Origin of the sequence: Psychromonas algicola (assembly GCF_004378355.1) — a bacterium.
GTDB lineage: Bacteria > Pseudomonadota > Gammaproteobacteria > Enterobacterales > Psychromonadaceae > Psychromonas.
In genome coordinates this window covers 42,742-62,390 of the sequence record NZ_SNUB01000013.1, presented here as the reverse complement: position 1 = coordinate 62,390, position 19,649 = coordinate 42,742, and the positions used below count along the sequence as shown (strand labels likewise).

Here is a 19,649-nt window from a genome sequence, read left to right as displayed (position 1 = left end):
TTCCAACAGTTTATTAATAACAACCGAAAATCACCAAAAGCATGGTTAATATAGCCAAATTTAGTCCAATCTTAAAGTATTAGTTTATCCTTTAATTTTATTGTTAAGTCATTGTTTTTATATGACCTTACAAATAATAAGTATAAAAACAAAGAAACTAATCGTGTTCAGAAAAGCATTCAAGCACTCATTTAGCGCAAATTTAAAGGCTTTCTCAACAACTTATTGAGCTTTAAATAAATTAAGTATATTTTCTATTTTTGCTATACAAAATCATTACAATTCAAAGTAATAGAGATATACTCATTATTCACTAAGGAGGAATCATTGCCCAACTTCACTCTCAAGCAGGACGATAAATTATCAATCAAGCTAACTCACCATATGAAGAAAGGTGATTTTAGGCGCATTGACTTATATTTCTCGCTACCAAAAGAGATGGGGATCAATAAAAACACCTTAAGCGAAACAGATTATTTTAATGCCGGTATTAATGGTAAGCGTGCTTATCATACGAAGGGATTACATTTACCCTTGTTACACCGTCGTTTTGCAAGTCGAATGAAACGTTCAACAACTGAATATCGAAGCAACCTCAACCTTTTCGCATACCAATATATCTCTGCACTAGATACCGATGCAAATGACGTACTCGCTATTGATGATAGTGAAAGTCTAGCTGATTTCTATGTAGCAATGAATGAGCTCACCGAACACTGTTTAGATATCCTTAAAAAGCACCGTAGCCATAAACCTACTAGCCCTAAATTATTAGCTATCTATGAAAGTGTTGATAACTATCTTTCTTGGTATACAGAGCAAACCATAATGCGCATGCTGGCAAATAAACCGCGCCAATCAGAGTTTTCTGAAAACCGTTTAGCATTGTTAGCAATTTGTGATGAAGAAGAACAATACCGTAAAAAGAATATTTATAACTCAGAGGCCACCTTAAAAGATGCAAACCGTATCGCTAATAAAATGCGTCTTTTACGTCGTTTAATTGAATACGGTGTGATATTTAAAAGTAGAACTATAGTCTTAGGGAATATCACCCGTAAATTTGTTACTGGCATAGCAACCGCTTTATTAATGAGCGTGATACTGGTTTTGATTATTAAAACCCAAGGTGCATTTAGCCAATTAACCGCTGTGATGGTTTTTTTACTTGCGATTATTTATGGTGTTCGTGAAGTTTTTAAAGATGACTTTAAGAATATTTTATGGCGTTGGATCCGCAGAGGTAAGCCTAAATGGTCTCGAACACTGTTAGATTCAACCAATCAACATGAAATTGCTAAACAAAAAGTGTGGCTGGATTACACTAAAACACAAAGACTGCCACAACAAAGCCGCGACTTATTAGCCGAGCGTCATACTCAAAATAAACAAAGTGCAGAGTTGTTACATTACCGTATTGAAACGCGTGTTAGTAAAAATGGCTTTCAAGCCGGTTACGATACGATGGAAGAAAATATTATTTTTAGTTTACGGCCATTAACGCGTTTTGTTGAAGGCGGTACTGAAAAAATATTCGAACGTTTGGAAAAAACCTCAAATAAAGAAAAGATCCAAACGACGTCTATTGAGCGACGTTATCAAATTAATATTATTGTGGCTTTAGACCAAGGGCAATACCTCGCTCAATTTGAACGCTATAGAGTGACTTTAAATCGTTCAGGGATTATTGAGATAGAAAAAGCAGGAGAAGCGAAGATCAAAGATAAAGCAGATCAGCCACGTCAATCTAAGCTACGTTCTTTATTACATATAAAAAAACGCCTGTAGGGATATAATTTACGTGTTAGAACAATCAAAAAGGAGGCAATATAGCCTCCTTTTTGATTTTACTCATTCAATAATAATTTATTATAAATTAACTGAACTACGCCCTAACGCATTTAATACCGCTTGCATTGATGCCGTTACGATGTCATCACAAAGTGCAGCAGCACAGTATCGGCTACCATTAATACTGATTTGAACATAAGCCATCGCTTCAGCTTGTTCATTTTCAGCACCTTTTTTACTTGGTAAGGCATGCTCACTATAATCAAGCAATACAATATCACGTCCGATCTTGCTGCTTAATCCTCTAACAAAGGCATCTAATACACCTTTACCTTTACCATCAATTTCAACAACCGCATTATCTGCTTTTAATTCGGCTTGCAAGGTATCAACACAGCCTTCACGATTAAGTTGATAACCACCAATAACAGCCGCATTTTGTGGTTTTAAATAAGTATCTACAAATATACTTTGAATGGCTTCAGAGCCTACTTCAGATTCACTTTTTTCAGCAAAGGCTTGGATATGAGGACTAAAATCAACTTGCATCCAACGCGGCATTTGAATACCGTAATCTTGCTCAAGTACATAAGCAACACCGCCTTTACCTGATTGACTATTAATACGAATCACCTGCTGGTAAGAGCGGCCTAAATCACGAGGGTCAATCGGCAAATAAGCAACTTGCCAATGTGCATTAGGATCATCTTTGCGCTGTTCCGCATCGATGGCCATACATTTATTAATCGCATCTTGATGGCTACCAGAAAAAGCAGCAAATACTAATTCACCTGCATAAGCATGGCGAGGATGAACTGCTAACTGTGTACAACGCTCGACGGTTGCAATAATACGGTCCATATCAGATAAAACTAATTCAGGATCGATACCTTGGCTGTATATATTCATTGCCATGGTTACAATATCCATATTACCAGTACGTTCACCATTACCTAATAATGTACCTTCAATTCTATCTGCGCCAGCTAATACACCTAACTCCGCAGCAGCAACACCACAACCTCTATCATTATGCGTATGTAAGCTAATTCTTACTGCTTCACGCGAGTTAATATTATCGTTGATCCATTCGATTTGATCTGCATAAACGTTAGGTGTTGACACTTCAACCGTTGCAGGTAAGTTAATAATTACTTTATTGTCTGACGTTGGTTTCCAAACATCGATCACTGCGTTACACACTTCTAATGCGTAATCCATTTCTGTTCCTGTAAAGCTCTCAGGAGAATACTGAAAAGACCAACGAGTTTCAGGCGCAGCTGCGGCCATATCACGAACCCATTCTGCGCCTTGTACTGCTATCGCTTTAATTTCTTGTTTAGATTTTTTGAATACTTGCTCGCGCTGCACAGTCGAAGTTGAATTGTATAGGTGAACAATCGCTTTTTTAGCACCTTTAAGTGCTTCAAAACTACGTGCGATTAACGGCTCTCTAGCTTGTGTTAATACTTGAATAGTCACATCATCTGGAATTAAATTGTCTTCAATTAGCTGACGAACGAAATCAAAGTCAGGTGCAGATGCCGCTGGGAAGCCAACTTCAATTTCTTTAAAACCGACATCAACTAATAGCTTAAACATTTCTAACTTTTGACTTGGCGTCATCGGTTCTATCAGTGCTTGATTACCATCCCTTAAATCAACACTACACCATTCAGGCGCTTTGTTGATTACATGATTCGGCCAACGTCTATCGCTTTTTTGAATAGGCGTAAAAGCACGGTATTTTTTATGGTTAAAGTTTGATGAAGGGATATTGTTACTTGGCATCAGGCAATCCTTGGGATAACTACAATTCTATATAGGAGAAGTAAGGAATTAGCGAGTTGGCTCATCATGGTAAGAGTATTGCCACCCATTTCCGGTAAGAAATATCGCTCGCTATTCATGTTGTAACTATAAGCTTTTTTATGTAGCGAATGGTTGCAAATTAACAGACAAAAAGGCAAAGTAATGCAATAAATAGCTACATAAAACAAATAATGTAGAGATATAAACCAACAATGGAGTTTTATATGCAAGCTGCCATCAAATTAGATAGAACTGACAAGAAAATATTGCAGTTAATGCAAGAGAATGCGCGTATTAGTAATTTAGAACTAGCTGATAGTATTGGATTATCTCCAACGCCCTGTTCTCGACGCGTTAAGCGCTTAGAAGAATCTAATATTATTGATAAACATGTTACCTTATTAAAACCATCTGCATTAGGTTTAAATTTAACCGCTATGATTGGCATTACCATGGATAGGCATACGCCTGAACGTTTTGACCATTTTGAAGCTGCTATCGCGTCATTACCAGAAGTACTTGAGTGTTCAATAGTCACAGGTCAGTCAGCAGACTTCTTATTAAAGGTGGTCGTACGAGATATGCAACATTACGAACAATTCTTATTGGGTCATCTTACTAAGTTAGAAGGTGTAACCGGTGTACACTCAAGCTTTGTTTTACGGGAAGTTGTTAAAAAAACAGCATTACCCTTAGATTAACACCTCATAAATAAACAGAGTGTCCATAATCAAAAATAATCTATAAAGGCATGAGCAATGACAACAAAAAAACTAGAAAGAATCACCGTAGAGCCAAGTTCAGAAGCAACAAGTTGTATTATTTGGTTGCATGGATTAGGTGATTCAGGCGCTGGATTTTCTCCCATTGTTCCAGTGTTATCTCTACCTCAAGGACATACAATACGCTTTGTTTTTCCTCATGCTCCAGAACAAGCAGTGACGATTAACCAAGGTGCGGTAATGCGTTCATGGTATGACATTAAAAGTATGGATTTGCATAATCGAGCCGATCTTAAAGATGTGCTTGTTTCAGAAGAAATGATCCATCATTTAATTCAAGAGCAACTTGATAATGGGATTGCTAGCGAAAAAATAATATTGGCAGGTTTTAGTCAGGGTGGCGTAATGAGCCTATTTACAGGCTTAAGATACCCACATAAATTAGCAGGTATTCTGGCGATGTCATGTTATCTACCTAATGGCGATCAATTACCTCCACAACTCTCTATAGCCAATAAACAAACCCCCATTTTACAACATCACGGAGAACAAGATGAAGTTGTCCCCTTTGATGCAGGGCAAATGGCTAACCGATTATTATTAGAAAATGGTTACCAAGCAGAGTGGGAGAGCTACCCAATGCCTCATACCTTAATCGCAGAGCAATTAGGTGATATTACAGATTGGATTCAAAAAGTACTTAAGTAGAATGGTAGCAACCTAACTTTTTTATAGAGTAATTATGCAGTTTTAGTCATGATATATATTTTTATACTAACTTTAAAACAGCATAATTACTTTTAAAGTCTTTAAATGAATAGAAAATAAATTTCCAATAATAAGATAAGTTTTATCAAGCTCATTCTTCTTTTTATATTTCCGCCATTTTCCCCGCCTTTGTTAAAACTCTGTTAATAAAAAGTCCTTAAAAACAACATAAAAGTGTAATCTCCATCGTTTCTCCATATTTTTCACACAATTCAACTTTATAATTCCTATTCTGCTACATAGAAATACTTACATGGATATGACGCAGATGATCAACAACGACAGTTATTTAGATCAGTAACAAAATATAAACACTTGCCCGATACAAGTGAATTAAATTTTATTTCCCTATAAAATAAAAATGCCCGATGGATTTATTCATTGGGCATTTTCTTATCTTATTCAATAACATAAGACTCAATAACTTACTTATTCCAATGTTGAACAATCAAAAACATGAACAACATACAATCATCCTATGTAAATTAGCAGAAATAGCTGAAGCTGGCGGTTTAACACTAGTATTAGACGAAGTTTACTCACGTTTTTCAAGTGGCGTTGGAATGGGTAAAGTAATCGTAGAAATATAAACCTACTTCTACGTTTTACATTAACCTTAGTAGATTAACTTCTATTCAATACTGAATAAACACTGCTTACAAATGCTCTGCAAGGTATTCAATTAATAACCGAATCTTTGGCGATAAGTATCTATTTTGTGGATAAACGGCCCAAATCCCTTCAGCGGGCTCTCTGAATTGATCCAAAATAGTAACTAATTTCCCTGACTCAATATAGGAGTGAAGATAATAATCAGGCAACTGAACAATCCCAATCCCTTTTATAGCAGCATCTACTAATGCCACCCCACTATTGCAACGTATATTACCTTTAACTCTAATATTCTTTTCTTTGTCCTGCTCTTTGAAACGCCAATAATCTCTGGTTCCTAATAAACAATTATGGTGCTTTAATTCTGACAATGAATGCGGCTGTCCATGTTTCTTTATATAGCCTTCAGAAACACAAACATAATTTGAACGCTGACTAAGTTGTTTTGCTATCAAACTTGAGTCTTGTAATTGGCCTAACCGAATAGCTAAGTCAAATCCACCATCAACAAGATCAACTCGATTATTATTCAACTCAGTAGTTACTTCGATTTCATTATATAAAGCTACGAAATCATTAACTAACGGCAATATTTTTTGCTCTCCGTAAGTCACGGGAACAGAAAGTTTAATTTTCCCTTGAGGGTTGCGTTGTAGATTAGTAATAGCTTGCTCTGCCGTTTCTAATCCATCCAATAGATGGCGGCAATGCTGATAAAACAGTTGCGCTTCCTGAGTTAAAGAAACCTTACGCGTCGTACGATAGAAAAGTTTTACTTGTAACCGTTTTTCTAACGCACTCACTTGACGGCTTACTTGCGCCGTTGAGATCGCAAGATTTTTAGCCGCTAAAGAAAAGCTCTGTGTTTCAGCAACAGCTACAAATTCATTAATACCTTGCCAATTCATTGTTACCACTCAGTAAAAGTAATTTTCATTTTAACTAGATTATCATTAATACAGAAACAAATATAATAGAGTTAAATAATGCTATAAAACTAACAAATGGAGTCGACATGACAGATCAATTTATTAAATCAAAAGCCGCTATCGCTTGGGGCCCAAATCAACCGCTTGTTGTTGAAGAAGTTGATGTAATGCTACCTAGAAAAGGTGAAGTTTTAGTTAAAGTTGTTGCTTCAGGTGTATGCCATACCGATGCATTTACGTTATCAGGCGAAGATCCAGAAGGCTTATTCCCTGTTATTTTAGGTCATGAAGGTGGCGGTATTGTTGAGAAAATCGGTGAAAGCGTCACCAGCGTTAGTGTTGGCGATCATGTTATTCCACTTTACACAGCAGAATGTGGCGAATGCAAATTTTGTCTATCAGGTAAAACCAACCTCTGTAGTGCCGTGCGCGAAACTCAAGGCCGTGGTGTCATGCCAGATGGCACCACTCGATTTTATAAAGACGGCCAACCTATTTTCCATTACATGGGGTGTTCAACTTTCTCTGAATACACAGTCTTACCTGAAATTTCTTTAGCTAAAGTAAACAAAGAAGCGCCACTTGAAGAAGTTTGTTTATTAGGTTGTGGTGTAACAACAGGTATGGGCGCGGTATTAAATACAGCGAAAGTAGAAAAAGGCGATAATGTCGCTGTCTTTGGATTAGGTGGAATTGGCCTATCAGCAATTATCGGCGCCAAAATGGCGGGTGCTAATAAAATCATTGGTATTGATATTAATGAAAGTAAATTTGAACTCGCTAAACAACTGGGTGCAACAGATTGTATTAATCCAAAAGATTACGACAAACCTATTCAAGATGTAATTGTAGAAATGACAGATGGTGGTGTTGAATATTCATTTGAATGTATCGGCAACGTTGATGTCATGCGTAGCGCTTTAGAGTGTTGCCATAAAGGTTGGGGTGAATCAGTGATCATTGGCGTTGCAGGTGCAGGTCAAGAGATTTCGATCCGCCCATTCCAATTAGTAACAGGCCGAGTATGGCGAGGAACCGCATTTGGTGGTGTTAAAGGCCGTTCAGAATTACCTGCAATAGTAGAACGTTATATGGCAGGTGAATTTAAATTAGACGATTTCATTACACATACAATGCCACTTGAAGATATTAATAAATCATTCGATCTAATGCATAGCGGTGAGAGTATTCGAAGTGTTATTCACTTCGATAAATAACCCATGTAAATAAATGATTAAATTTAAAAGCAGCCTTCAAAAGCTGCTTTACTGTTTCTATAGGTAATAATTATGATCCTTAATAATATTAGTGGTAACAAACTATTCGAAGGTTGGCATAAGCAATACAGCCACAAATCTGAAATACTTAATTGTGAAATGCGCTTTGCTATTTATCTGCCTCCTCAAGCTTCGAGCAAAACACCCGTCCCTGTAATGTATTGGTTATCAGGATTAACTTGTAGCGATGAAAATTTCATGCAAAAAGCAGGCGCACAGAAATTAGCAGCTCAACTGGGTATTGCTATTGTAGCTCCCGATACAAGCCCACGCGGTGAAGGTGTTGCAGATGATGAGAATAAAGCCTATGACCTAGGATTAGGCGCAGGGTTTTACGTTAATTCAACACAAGAACCATGGAAGAAGCATTATCAAATGTATGACTATATTGTGAGTGAATTACCTGCTTTAATAGAAGCCAACTTTCCAGTGACAACACAACGAATGATCAGTGGTCATTCTATGGGTGGTCATGGCGCATTAACGATTGGTTTACGTAATCCTGAATTGTATCAATCAATTAGTGCATTTAGCCCTATTTGTAATCCTGTTAATTGCCCTTGGGGAGAGAAAGCCTTTTCAGCCTATTTAGGTAAAAACAAAGCAGATTGGAAAGCTTATGACAGCTGCGAAATATTATCGAAACTCGCTCATCACCAACCAATTTTAATAGATCAAGGTAGCAACGACTCCTTTTTGCAAGAACAATTAAAACCTGAAAATCTATCTACAATTGCAAGTTCAAAGCAAGGCCAATTTACGCTTAATATGCGCGAGGGTTATGACCATAGTTACTATTTCATTAGTACTTATATCGATTCACATTTGAAATTTCATGCTAAAAACTTGGCGTTAATAAAAAATTAAATGAGTAAACTTAACAACGCATAATAAAAGGACAAATGATTGTCGACTATTATCATCAAAATAGCTTAATATGTAAGTATCAAAACGCTTTATTAAATGCATTAAAATTAATGACTTATCACATACATTTCACACAGAAAACAGATAAATATTGATTTTATAATGAGCAAACATTAAAGGCCAAAGTGCTATATTTATTGACTAAATTTGCGCTTGTTCCTACTTTTAGTTAACTCAGTGAACTTAAACAGAACGAGTCACGTATATACCCATCATCATTCAATTGCAAAACACAACAATCTGAATGATAACGGGTATATAGTTTAAATTACGATGATAAGGTTGATCAGATGGTCCAAGAAATTCCGCTACGTTTAGGGGAAAAAGTAATGCCAAAAGCACCCAAAGTGCAGCTTAGTAATGGTGATTACTGCATCCCACAACATTATTTAACTTATCACCATACTTTAGAAAGTGTTGAAGCGCTTATCTGTGATATTGAGTATGATCCAAGGTATGTTGTTTTTGCCACTCAAGATCAAGGCGGTATTTACATTCAAATTGGTGTCGTAGGCCATGATAATTACCATAAAAAATCTACTCAAAAACCTAATGATTTAAAATTATTATTTGGTCGAAAATGGCGTGTTGAATCTGAATTACCTACATCTGAAGTTATTCAAAGCGTTTTTTTAGCAATTAAAAAATCCCGAGAGCATGAAATCCGCGAGCTTTTTAAACTAACGCTAGAAGAAAGCATTACAACACCTTTTAATACTCATATAGATTTGCCTTTAATGGCTGAGTTTTATGATAAAAAACAATGCACTCCTGCGCCTGATATTGACACCTCACCAGAGGAGAAAATAGCGAAAATTTTACCATTGATTACTTATGATCACAGCACAGTAAGCCTTCAGGAAGTACAACAAAGAAGCAATGGATTGTGGCTAGTTGATATTAAAGTCAACCAAACAGAACGTAGCACATTACCTGAAATGGAAAATAGAGTGCTTTATCTACAAGTAGAATCATTAACGCTTAACGGAATTAGCCGCGCTTTAATGCAAGAGTTTGTTCGTCTTAGTGATTTACATGTTGATCAACATTTTAGCTATCAAGGCTTTCATCGTTTTGATCCTGCTATCGACATTGCCGATCTTTCTCAACAAACACGTAAACATGAATTAGCAGCACACTTTGCCAGCGAATTTTCAAAAACCAATCAAGAAGTTGACTTAAAACGTATTCCAACGGTTCAAGCAGGAGCATTAGCTCAAAAACACAAAGATATTATTGAGCAATTTAAATTACAAACTTTATAAAAAGATAGAGGTTTTTCCTCTATCTTCTCCCCTCTTTTTTTAAAAAAGCCATTTTCAACAAAAACAAAGTAACAAAACGTAACCGAAGGTAATGAAGTCTTGGAAAATTTTATATTTTTCAGTCATAACTTCTACTTTTTCTATATCTAAGGTAGTATTTTTTATTACTAGCTGTATTACAAATAGTAACTACTATTAACTCAGTTTAAATTCAAATATCAACTGAGAAATAAGCGAGTAAATATTAAATGAAAATGGGTATAAGAAATCGCGCTAAACAAAATATACAGAGAGAATTATCTCGACACTCATTCATCAATCGCCTTTTAAAAACAATAATAAAGTAGGTATTTAGTATGAATCTATTCAGAAATTTAACGCTATCTTTTAAGATTTCAAGTCTTGTTGTTGTATTAATGTGTTCCTTGCTTTTTGTTTCCATTAACCTCGTCACCAATAGTAGAACCGTTGTTAACGATGTTGTTTTAGATTCTGAAATTAGACAGTTCTATTCCAATATCAATAACGAATGGAAAGATATCTTAAAGGCATATCAATTCACAGAAGACATGGGAATGAGGTTTTCAGCAAGGGCTGTGGAAAAGAAAGATCTAGAAAATGCGACTCAAAAAGTTGAAACCCTACTTAGTCAATATATTGAAGATTTAAAAGACACCAGCCCAGCCCTTGAAAAAGAATGGAATTCAGCACTTCAACTTCCAAAAGAAGAAGGCATTCTTTTTAAAAGAGATTTACTAATAGAGCAAGCAGAACATTTAAATTCAGCACTGGCATCATTAACTGACGTTTGGTTAACGCAAGCGACATTTGTACACCGTAAAAAAGCAGAAAAAGCCGCAGGACAAGCTTTTGAACCCGTTATACAAAGCATTAACGATATTAACTTAATGCATGATCAAGTAGTTGATATACGCTCAAAAGGAATCATTGAAGCAGAAAATAAAATTGTGGTTCAATCGACCATTCTAGCCACAAGCATCTTCTTTATCGTCATTATTTTCTCATTCTTTATGCTGACTCGTTTGAAGAAAGATTTACAGTCCATTGTATCTGTAACCCATTCTCTAGCTGAAGGTGACCTCAGTAAAAGCATTGACGTTGGAAAAAACAACGACGAGATAAGTGAAATCAAACGCTCTGTTTTCAGCATGACAGATAATCTGAACAAAATATTTAAATCCGTGACATCATTAGCTAGTAATCTAGATAAATCTACAGATGGTCTGCTTAATGATAATAAGCAACGAATTGATGATGCCGAGTTTCAACATATAGAAATGGCGAAACTATCAAGCTCTGTTGATGAACTTTATACTGTTTCAACACAATTATCTGAACATGCCGAGAGCACAGTCGCTAAATCAGACAATGCCATTGAATCCGCACACAAAGGTAAAGAGATTGTAGATATCACCATCGCCTCTATTGAAGAGCTTGCCGATGAAATAGATACTTCAGTACAAGCCATTAAAAAGCTAGATACTGAAGCAGATAATATCGCAAGTATTCTTGAAGTTATTAAAAGCATTGCAGATCAAACCAACCTACTCGCACTCAATGCAGCGATTGAAGCAGCACGAGCAGGCGAATATGGACGTGGTTTCTCTGTTGTAGCAGATGAAGTAAGAAACCTAGCACAACGTACACAAGACTCTACAGGTGAAATTCAATCAACCATCGAAACACTTAAGAAGAGTACATTATCAGCGGTATCAATGATCAACCATAGCCACAGTAAATCATTAGAAAGTGTGGCTCACGTATCCGATACAGGTAATGTGATAGATGAAATCAATATGTCTATTGAACAGATCAAAGAGATTTCAAAAGAAACATCATCAGCTGCAATATTACAGAAAAACACATTAGATGAGATACAAACTAACGTGAATGATGTAAACCAAGTTTCTAAAGAAAGTACTAATCGTGCTCATGTATCAATGGCATCAGCTTCTTCTCTTTCAGAACTGAGCCATAAATTATTGAATTCAGTCAGTTACTTTAAATTGAAATAATAAAGATAAACCGTATTGAGAATATGTTTTCAATACGGTTTAAAGAGCTTTTAACTTGCGCTTAAATAACGATACTCTCTAGGAGATATTCCTACCAATTTTTTGAAATAACGCCCCATATGGCTTTGATTTGAAAAACCACACTGTAAAGCAATATCCGATAAACTTTCCTGATCCGCCACCTTACTTATACGTAATTTAACCTGTTCAATTCTAACTGAAAGTAAATAAGCTTGAGGAGTTTGCGCCAAACTTTCTTTAAACATACGACAAAAATGATACTCGCTCAATTGCGCTAACTCAGCAAGTTCAGCAAGATAAACCTGTCGATGAAAGTTTGCTTGCATGTAATCACAAAAACAAAACAATCAATATAAAAACAGTAACTTAAGAAGCCTCAATCAACTAAAAGCAAATTAACAAACACCACAAGGAAACAAAATATTGACAAACACCTACCTACTGTCAACAAAATAAGCACAATAAAATAAAAAAATAAGAGCCTACTTTGACTTTTAAATAAAAAAATTAAAGTTAAATTTAATGTTACTGTTAATATAATACGTATTGCCACCTTGATACTACTAAGCTATTCCGCTTATGCCTCGGCAATAAATAATATAAATCTAATAAAATCAAAGGTTGGAGATTCAATAGTGTCTAATACAATATTAATGGAAGTACTTGATAGTATTAATCCACAATTATTATTAGAAGAAAAAACACTTAAAGCGGCAGTTTCGGCAAATTTACCAATGCAGAGGATAGAAGGGATTGCACTAAAAGCCCATTCGCCAATTAATATTACCCAATACGATTCAGCCCCTTTGCTTGTGTTGATTGGGCTAGATGAAGAATCTCTATCTGCGACACCTTTGTTCGAAAATGCACTTATAAGATGGAAGAATATAAACGCTAATCAATATAATGAAACCCCATTATTTGATACCATTAAGAATAAAATTCCACCAGCACAAATACCACAGCCAGTAGCAGCTGTAACAGCAAGCCATCACTATACAATAGAAGTTCTAAATCTTAGAAGTAAGCTAAATTTACAATGGGAAACTTCTGAATATACTATACAAGTGGTTAATGGTGATTGGGTTTCTAACACTATAGTGCTTCAACTCCTAACTCGAGATGAATAATGATGCAATGTTTTAGCTAATAAACTAGCCAAGCATTTTGTCGGAATGCTCACGGACATAAAACATTTTCTAGCTTAAACTCCACTGCATATTTTACCTCATATAATTAATGGCTTAACAAATAAAGTGAACAACCAAACTCACTAAACGTTCCTCAAATTTTGACTATAAAAACACACTAGCCAATAAAAATGACGGCACTATTAAAAATATTAACCTCTTCAACTTACCAATTTAAAAGAATATGCGAAGGTTTATGAAGTTCTCAAATATAACATTCTCAAAAGAAACACTGTTACAAAATGTATCGCTTGCATGGCCAATGACCTGCAATGCAATATTGATGCAATCTGTCACCATTATCGATTTGTTATTAATCGCTTCACTAGGTGAAACACAAGTCGCCGCCTTTGGTATCGCTGGTGCAATTATCGCTTTCCTTATCGGTATTCAATTTGCCATTGCTAATGGCACACAATTGGTACTTTCAAGAACCGTTGGCGCAGGTAATAAAAAGCATATTGGCTTAGTCATGGCGTCTGCTTGGGTCACCAATCTCAGTTTTTCTGTATTAGCATTAATTACATTACTACTCGTTGGTTCTCCACTAATCGACTTTATCAGTCATGATCCGTTAGTAGCAGCAGAAGCCAAAAGTTATGTACAAGTCGCATTACTTTTACTGCTGTTTTCATCTGCCTCACAGGTTGTCGTTGTTTATTTTAACTCTACTCGTAATACACGTATTCCGCTTTATGGTTTTATGATTGAAATTCCTTGTAATGTTATCTGCAGTATTATTCTTATTCACGGGTTATGGGGAGCACCAGAATTAGGGCTTGCAGGGGCAGCATGGGGAAGTGTAATTGCAATTGTGATCCGTTTTACTTATCTCGCTTATCGCTTTAACCAAGAAAAGCAACGAGGCAAAGTTGAAGGTTTTAGTGTCGTCAATAAAGCATCAGTGATTGAACATATTCAAGAAGTGGTCCCCATCGTCGCTAACTTCATCGTATTATTGACGGGTGCATTATTATTCCAAATGTTATTTGCACAACTTCCAGTTCCTGCTTATGCGGCAATTACATTAGTGTTACCTTGGATAAAAATAGGCTCTATGTTTGCAAATACATGGACGCAAGCAAGTACTATTATTGTTAGCCAACAAATAGGAAAAAAAGAATTCACTGCTATTCCCCCTTTTGTTTACCAATCACTCTTTGTTGCGCGAATAATATCGTTTTTTATATTACTTATTTTCTATACTTTTAGTGAATTAGCGCCAGCGATCTATCCTAATTTATCTGAAGCAACCATTATTGCATTGGCGACTATTGCACCTGTTTATATCATTCTTCCACTAGTTCGCACTAATAATATGTTCTGCGGCAATATGATACGGGCAATGGGCGATAGTTATTTAATTGTCCGTATCAACATCATTACACAATGGATCATTTCGTTACCTTTATGTGCGTTAATGATTTACCTTGATGCACCTCTATATGTTGTATTTGGAATCATGTTATTTGATGAAGTATTAAAATGGCAGCCTTTCAGAAAAACCCTAGCAAACCGTTTGAAGTTTTACGAAAATTCAAAACAGGTTAAAAGCGAATAAATACTTATTTAGTCATCTAAATTTATACTTAGATTCTCACAATAAGGGCACCATTCTATTAGAAATATATATAATTTCTTATCGTGAACACTACAAATTAAAACTTATCGTTTTATCAAAAATGGATAATTCCATTTAAATGAAATATGATGACCGCAATTATTTAAGGAGAAGTACATGGGATTTTTTGACAAATTAGTTGGCGAATTTATAGATATCATCGAATGGTTAGATGACTCAAACGATACTATGGTTCACCGTTTTGAACGTTACGGGAATGAAATAAAAAATGGCGCTCAACTGACCGTTCGAGAGTCACAAGTAGCTGTATTTGTTAATGAAGGTAAAATTGCTGATGTTTTCCAACCAGGAAGATATAAACTTGAAACCGCAAATTTACCAGTACTCTCTACATTACAAGGCTGGAAATACGGTTTTAGCTCTCCCTTCAAGGCAGAAGTTTATTTTGTAAATACAAAACGCTTCACCGATTTTAAATGGGGAACTAAAAACCCAATCATGTTGAGAGATGCTGATTTTGGACCAGTAAGACTCAGAGCTTTTGGTTCATATTGCCTTAAAGTCTCCGATGCCCCTCTTTTTCTTAAAGAAATTGTTGGTACAGACGGTGACTTCAGCTCGGATGAAATCGCTAGCCAACTTCGTAATATCGTTGTAGCAAGATTTTCAGATGCATTAGGTGAAGCAAAAATTCCAGTATTAGATTTAGCCTCTAATTATGATGAATTAGGCGATTTTATTAACAACAAAATCGCCCCTGAATTTCAAGAGTACGGCTTAGAGCTTTCTAAGCTATTAGTTGAAAACATTTCATTACCAAAAGCCGTAGAGGAAGCAATTGATAAAAGATCGTCAATGGGTGTAATAGGAGATTTAAACAAATACACACAATTTCAAGCAGCCAACTCAATGGAAGCGGCAGCAAATAATCCCGGAGGTACAGCAGCCGGTGGAATGGGAATGGGAATGGGTTTTGCAATGGCAAATCAAATGGGACAATCCATGGGAGGGCAACAAACTCAGCAAGCTCCAGCACAACAAACAGCAACACCTCCACCACTTCCCTCTTCAGTGACTTTCTTTATGGCTGTAAACGGAGCACAAACGGGTCCTTTTGACACCAATACTCTTTCACAAAAGGCCACTTCAGGTGAACTTAAGCGTGAAACCTTAGTGTGGAAAGAAGGCATGGCAGCATGGACTGCAGCAGGCGAAGTTGCAGAATTAAGCAATCTTTTTGCTCAAGTTCCACCACCAATTCCAATGTAGTCAGCAATACTGTTTATCAGAACAAGGTCGAATAAAGTATGAGTAACGAAGTAGATAAATTTCCATGTAGTAACTGTGGTGCTGATTTAACATTTAAACCTGGGACGTCGCATTTAACTTGTCCCTACTGCGATACTGAAAATATCATTGATGCACCAATAGATAATATAGAGATCAAAGAAAAAGACTTTAATAAAGCGATTAAACGCTTACAAGAACAAGAATCAGCAGGTGAAACTGTTGATATGATTATTACAAAGTGTAACACCTGTGCAGCAGAAGTCGCCTTAGAAGAAAACCAAACCAGTGGCGAATGTGCTTTCTGTGGGTCTGCAATTGTGGCGGTTGGTAAATCAGCAAAAGTACTCAAGCCAGAATCGTTATTACCTTTCAAAATTAACAAGAATGAAGCCGCAAGCAACTTTAAACTTTGGCTTAAAAAGCTTTGGTTTGCACCTAATAAGTTAAAAGAATATGCACGAATGGATGGTTTAAAAGGTATTTACACTCCTTTTTGGACCTTTGATGCAAACACTGAAACTTATTATCGAGGACAACGTGGTGATTACTACTACACGACCGAGTCTTATACGGAAACTGTAGATGGTAAATCAGTGACTAAAACTCGACAAGTCAGACATACAAGGTGGCGCAGTGCATCTGGTCATGTTCGAAATAACTTTGATGATTTACTTGTGCATGCATCAGAGCGTATGGAAGAGAAATACGTTGATAAGCTAGAGCCGTGGGATCTTGATAACCTTGAAGTGTTTAATAGCTCATATGTAGCAGGCTTTCAGGTTGAAAGTTATTCTGTCGGTTTAGAAGGTGGTTTTGTTGTTGCGAAGAAAAAAATGGATCCAACAATAAATTCAACAATACGCCGCGATATTGGTGGAGATGAACAGAGAATTATATCTGAGCAAACCGCTTACCATGATGTAAAATTTAAACATATTTTATTGCCGGTATGGATGAGCGCCTACAACTTTAAAGGTAAGGTTTATCAGTTTATGGTGAATGCGAGAACCGGTGAAGTTCAAGGTACAAGACCTTATTCCGTGTTTAAAATTACAGCCGCCGTTATTGTTTCTGCAATAGTGATTGCTGGCGCCGTTTATCTTTATAAAATGAACGCATAAGTACTTTTAATTAAGGGATTGTTAATTAACAATCCCTTAATTAATTCTTAAATTCACGTAGTAAATGCAACTTAGCAAACATTTAACAATTCAATTTTTTTATCTATAGCCATCTCTTTAATACACACTTCTGTAAATTGCTTAATGTGTCTTTTAGACGCTCTGTTTTTAAAATACATATTAAGTTCCAAAGAAATAGAAAGATCAGAAATCGGAATATATTTGCATTCTGCAGGGCAAATATAACGAGTCAGTTCAGGCACAATTGACACACCTAAACCAGATGCAACCAAGGTAATTAGATTGCGCATATTTTCAGCATGCCCATTAATAATAGGGATAAAACCGCTGCTTTTACAACTTAAAATAATTTTATCATAAAGCTCTGCTGCATCCTGTCTCTTAAATAATATTATTTTTTCTTGAATAAGATCTGATAAAACAAGTGAAGAGCGATTTGCTAATGAATGCTGGCTTGGCACCATAGCGACCATTTTATCCGTATAGAGATGTCGCTCAAATAAAGCATGCGGCTCTATATCCGCTAACTGCCTACAAAAAGCAATATCTATTTTATTATTTTGTAGCGCATCAAATTGTTGTGGGGTGGTCATTTCCAATAATTCTAATTTTACATCTGGATATAAACTTGAATATATTTTAATCATTCGAGGTAAAAACTCAGCACATGCGGATGCGAGATAACCAATGTTAATAGACTTAGTATTAATTCCACTAATTGATCTTAATTGCTCGATAACCTTTACATCATTATTAATGATTTTAGTACCTTCGATTAACAGGCACTTTCCGGCTTCCGTTAACTCCACTCCATGTGTGGTACGCACTAAAAGTTTTACGCCAACGCACCTTTCCAATTCAGAAATCTGTCTACTCACTGTCGGTTGAGTGGAATGTAATTGCTTAGCAGCCAAAGAAAAGTTCTTAAGCGTTGCGACTGCAATAAAGCTTTTAAGTGTTTTGATTTCCAAAAGGCAACCTATACAAACTATGTATTATGGTTATACGTTAATCTCATTTCTCAAGTTATTCAATTCACTATATCTTTCTTGTGGGTTAAGTCTCAAACACAAGTCGTAACTTTGTAAAAATAGAGAGCCTAGTAATTAAATCAAGACAACAATAAAGACCTTAAAATTTATTCAGTCTAAAGTGATGAATTAAGAGTAAACCCGAAGCCTGTAATAAGTTTATATTTGTGCATATGACTATAAATATAAACCTATTTAAAAATACATTGAACTCATTAGATAAAGCAGAAGTTATTTTAATTATTTTTTAAGGAGAAACCCGTGCTCCAATATATATTACGACGTTGTTTAATATCGATACCGACACTCATCATTATATCGATTGTGTCATTCATACTCATTCAGCTTCCCCCTGGTGATTTTGTTGATGCCTATATTTCTGAAAGATTAATTGTTGATGGTTCAATCAATGATGTAGATGCACTAAGAGCAAGTATTCAAGCTGAACTAGGGATTAGTGACAGTATGATAGTCAACTATTTTAACTGGATCAGCGGTTTTCCAAAGGGCGATTTTGGTTATTCATTTCAACACCAAAAACCAGTTAGTGATTTAATTTGGGGAAAATTAGGCCTCACCTTTTTAATTACATTTGTAACACTTGTTTTTACATTAATAACAGCATTTATTACTGGTATCATCTCAGCAATGAAGCCCTATACGCTTTTTGACTATATTGTCAGTTTTTTTGGTTTCTTAGGACTAGCCGTACCAAATTTCCTGCTCGCATTATTATTAATGTATCTTTCACTTGATTGGTTCGGAACTCCTTTTTCAGGGCTATTCTCTCCAGAATATCTTAATGCTCCTTGGAGCATGGACAAATTATGGGATGCGCTCAGCCATATATGGATTCCTGTTATTGTTGTAGGCACAGCAGGTACAGCAAGCCAAATACGAATTATGCGTGCAACCATGATGGATGAATTACACAAGCCTTATGTAGATACAGCGCGTTCGAAAGGCTTACCAACCTACAAAGTCATTCTCAAATATCCAGTTAGACATGCGGTAACGCCACTTGCATCAACCATTGGTTGGCAGCTTCCAGAACTTGTATCGGGTAGTGCGATCGTCGCGATTGTACTCAGTTTGCCAACAACTGGACCTTATTTATTACAAGCTCTTCAAGGTCAAGACATGTATTTAGCAGGTACTTTTTTAATGATGTTAGCAGTACTGACAATCATTGGTACGCTGCTTTCTGACATTATTCTTGCGTTGTTAGATCCACGTATTCGTCTTTCTTAAGGA

16 protein-coding genes and 1 pseudogene are annotated in these 19,649 nt (G+C 36.0%); 13 read left to right on the top strand and 4 right to left on the bottom strand.

The window, feature by feature from the left end; all coding sequences use genetic code 11:
• Positions 1–327 precede the first annotated feature (327 nt).
• The gene (locus tag E2R67_RS08555; protein ID WP_243836985.1) at positions 328–1,788 is read left to right on the top strand and encodes a hypothetical protein; all 1,461 of its coding nucleotides are present in this window, start codon (positions 328–330) and stop codon (positions 1,786–1,788) included.
• An 81-nt stretch (positions 1,789–1,869) separates the two neighbouring features.
• Here the strand turns inward: E2R67_RS08555 and leuA are convergent, their stop codons facing one another.
• The gene (gene leuA, locus E2R67_RS08550) at positions 1,870–3,582 is read right to left on the bottom strand and encodes a 2-isopropylmalate synthase (RefSeq protein WP_134290528.1); all 1,713 of its coding nucleotides are present in this window, start codon (positions 3,580–3,582) and stop codon (positions 1,870–1,872) included.
• A 245-nt stretch (positions 3,583–3,827) separates the two neighbouring features.
• On the opposite strand from leuA, the gene E2R67_RS08545 reads away from it, so the two are divergent.
• The 3 genes from E2R67_RS08545 to E2R67_RS08535 all read left to right on the top strand — a co-directional run bounded on the left by E2R67_RS08545 (position 3,828) and on the right by E2R67_RS08535 (position 5,683).
• On the top strand, positions 3,828–4,304 hold the full coding sequence (locus tag E2R67_RS08545) for an Lrp/AsnC family transcriptional regulator (protein ID WP_134290527.1): 477 nt from the start codon (positions 3,828–3,830) through the stop codon (positions 4,302–4,304).
• A 57-nt stretch (positions 4,305–4,361) separates the two neighbouring features.
• Complete coding sequence (locus E2R67_RS08540) at positions 4,362–5,033, top strand: alpha/beta hydrolase (protein ID WP_134290526.1); 672 nt, start codon at positions 4,362–4,364, stop codon at positions 5,031–5,033.
• 428 nt (positions 5,034–5,461) lie between these two features.
• Positions 5,462–5,683: a hypothetical protein gene (locus E2R67_RS08535; protein ID WP_134290525.1), complete on the top strand. Its 222-nt coding sequence runs from the start codon at positions 5,462–5,464 to the stop codon at positions 5,681–5,683.
• A 66-nt stretch (positions 5,684–5,749) separates the two neighbouring features.
• Here the strand turns inward: E2R67_RS08535 and E2R67_RS08530 are convergent, their stop codons facing one another.
• On the bottom strand, positions 5,750–6,613 hold the full coding sequence (locus E2R67_RS08530) for a LysR family transcriptional regulator (RefSeq protein WP_134290524.1): 864 nt from the start codon (positions 6,611–6,613) through the stop codon (positions 5,750–5,752).
• A gap of 107 nt (positions 6,614–6,720) precedes the next feature.
• On the opposite strand from E2R67_RS08530, the gene E2R67_RS08525 reads away from it, so the two are divergent.
• From E2R67_RS08525 to E2R67_RS08510, 4 genes are all read left to right on the top strand, one after another.
• A complete protein-coding gene (locus E2R67_RS08525) occupies positions 6,721–7,851 on the top strand; it encodes an S-(hydroxymethyl)glutathione dehydrogenase/class III alcohol dehydrogenase (protein ID WP_134290523.1) in 1,131 nt (376 codons plus the stop codon).
• Between the two features lie 72 nt (positions 7,852–7,923).
• A complete protein-coding gene (fghA, locus tag E2R67_RS08520; RefSeq protein ID WP_134290522.1) occupies positions 7,924–8,778 on the top strand; it encodes an S-formylglutathione hydrolase in 855 nt (284 codons plus the stop codon).
• Positions 8,779–9,128: 350 nt separating this feature from the next.
• Positions 9,129–10,103, top strand: a complete 975-nt coding sequence (locus E2R67_RS08515; protein ID WP_134290521.1) for a hypothetical protein — start codon at positions 9,129–9,131, stop codon at positions 10,101–10,103.
• A 356-nt stretch (positions 10,104–10,459) separates the two neighbouring features.
• A complete protein-coding gene (locus tag E2R67_RS08510) occupies positions 10,460–12,139 on the top strand; it encodes a methyl-accepting chemotaxis protein (protein ID WP_134290520.1) in 1,680 nt (559 codons plus the stop codon).
• A 50-nt stretch (positions 12,140–12,189) separates the two neighbouring features.
• On the opposite strand, the pseudogene E2R67_RS08505 reads toward E2R67_RS08510, so the two are convergent.
• Positions 12,190–12,492, bottom strand: a pseudogene (locus E2R67_RS08505) (helix-turn-helix domain-containing protein); the annotation flags it as partial.
• 303 nt (positions 12,493–12,795) lie between these two features.
• On the opposite strand from E2R67_RS08505, the gene E2R67_RS08500 reads away from it, so the two are divergent.
• From E2R67_RS08500 to E2R67_RS08485, 4 genes are all read left to right on the top strand, one after another.
• The gene (locus E2R67_RS08500) at positions 12,796–13,290 is read left to right on the top strand and encodes a hypothetical protein (protein ID WP_134290519.1); all 495 of its coding nucleotides are present in this window, start codon (positions 12,796–12,798) and stop codon (positions 13,288–13,290) included.
• A 256-nt stretch (positions 13,291–13,546) separates the two neighbouring features.
• Entirely contained in the window at positions 13,547–14,911 is a 1,365-nt protein-coding gene (locus E2R67_RS08495) for an MATE family efflux transporter (RefSeq protein WP_166739347.1), read from the top strand.
• Positions 14,912–15,088: 177 nt separating this feature from the next.
• On the top strand, positions 15,089–16,201 hold the full coding sequence (locus tag E2R67_RS08490; RefSeq protein WP_134290517.1) for an SPFH domain-containing protein: 1,113 nt from the start codon (positions 15,089–15,091) through the stop codon (positions 16,199–16,201).
• Between the two features lie 38 nt (positions 16,202–16,239).
• Complete coding sequence (locus E2R67_RS08485; protein ID WP_134290516.1) at positions 16,240–17,343, top strand: TFIIB-type zinc ribbon-containing protein; 1,104 nt, start codon at positions 16,240–16,242, stop codon at positions 17,341–17,343.
• 71 nt (positions 17,344–17,414) lie between these two features.
• Here the strand turns inward: E2R67_RS08485 and E2R67_RS08480 are convergent, their stop codons facing one another.
• The gene (locus E2R67_RS08480; protein ID WP_134290515.1) at positions 17,415–18,335 is read right to left on the bottom strand and encodes a LysR family transcriptional regulator; all 921 of its coding nucleotides are present in this window, start codon (positions 18,333–18,335) and stop codon (positions 17,415–17,417) included.
• Between the two features lie 321 nt (positions 18,336–18,656).
• Between E2R67_RS08480 and E2R67_RS08475 the strand changes: the two genes are divergently transcribed.
• A complete protein-coding gene (locus tag E2R67_RS08475) occupies positions 18,657–19,646 on the top strand; it encodes an ABC transporter permease (RefSeq protein WP_134290514.1) in 990 nt (329 codons plus the stop codon).
• Positions 19,647–19,649: the final 3 nt, after the last annotated feature.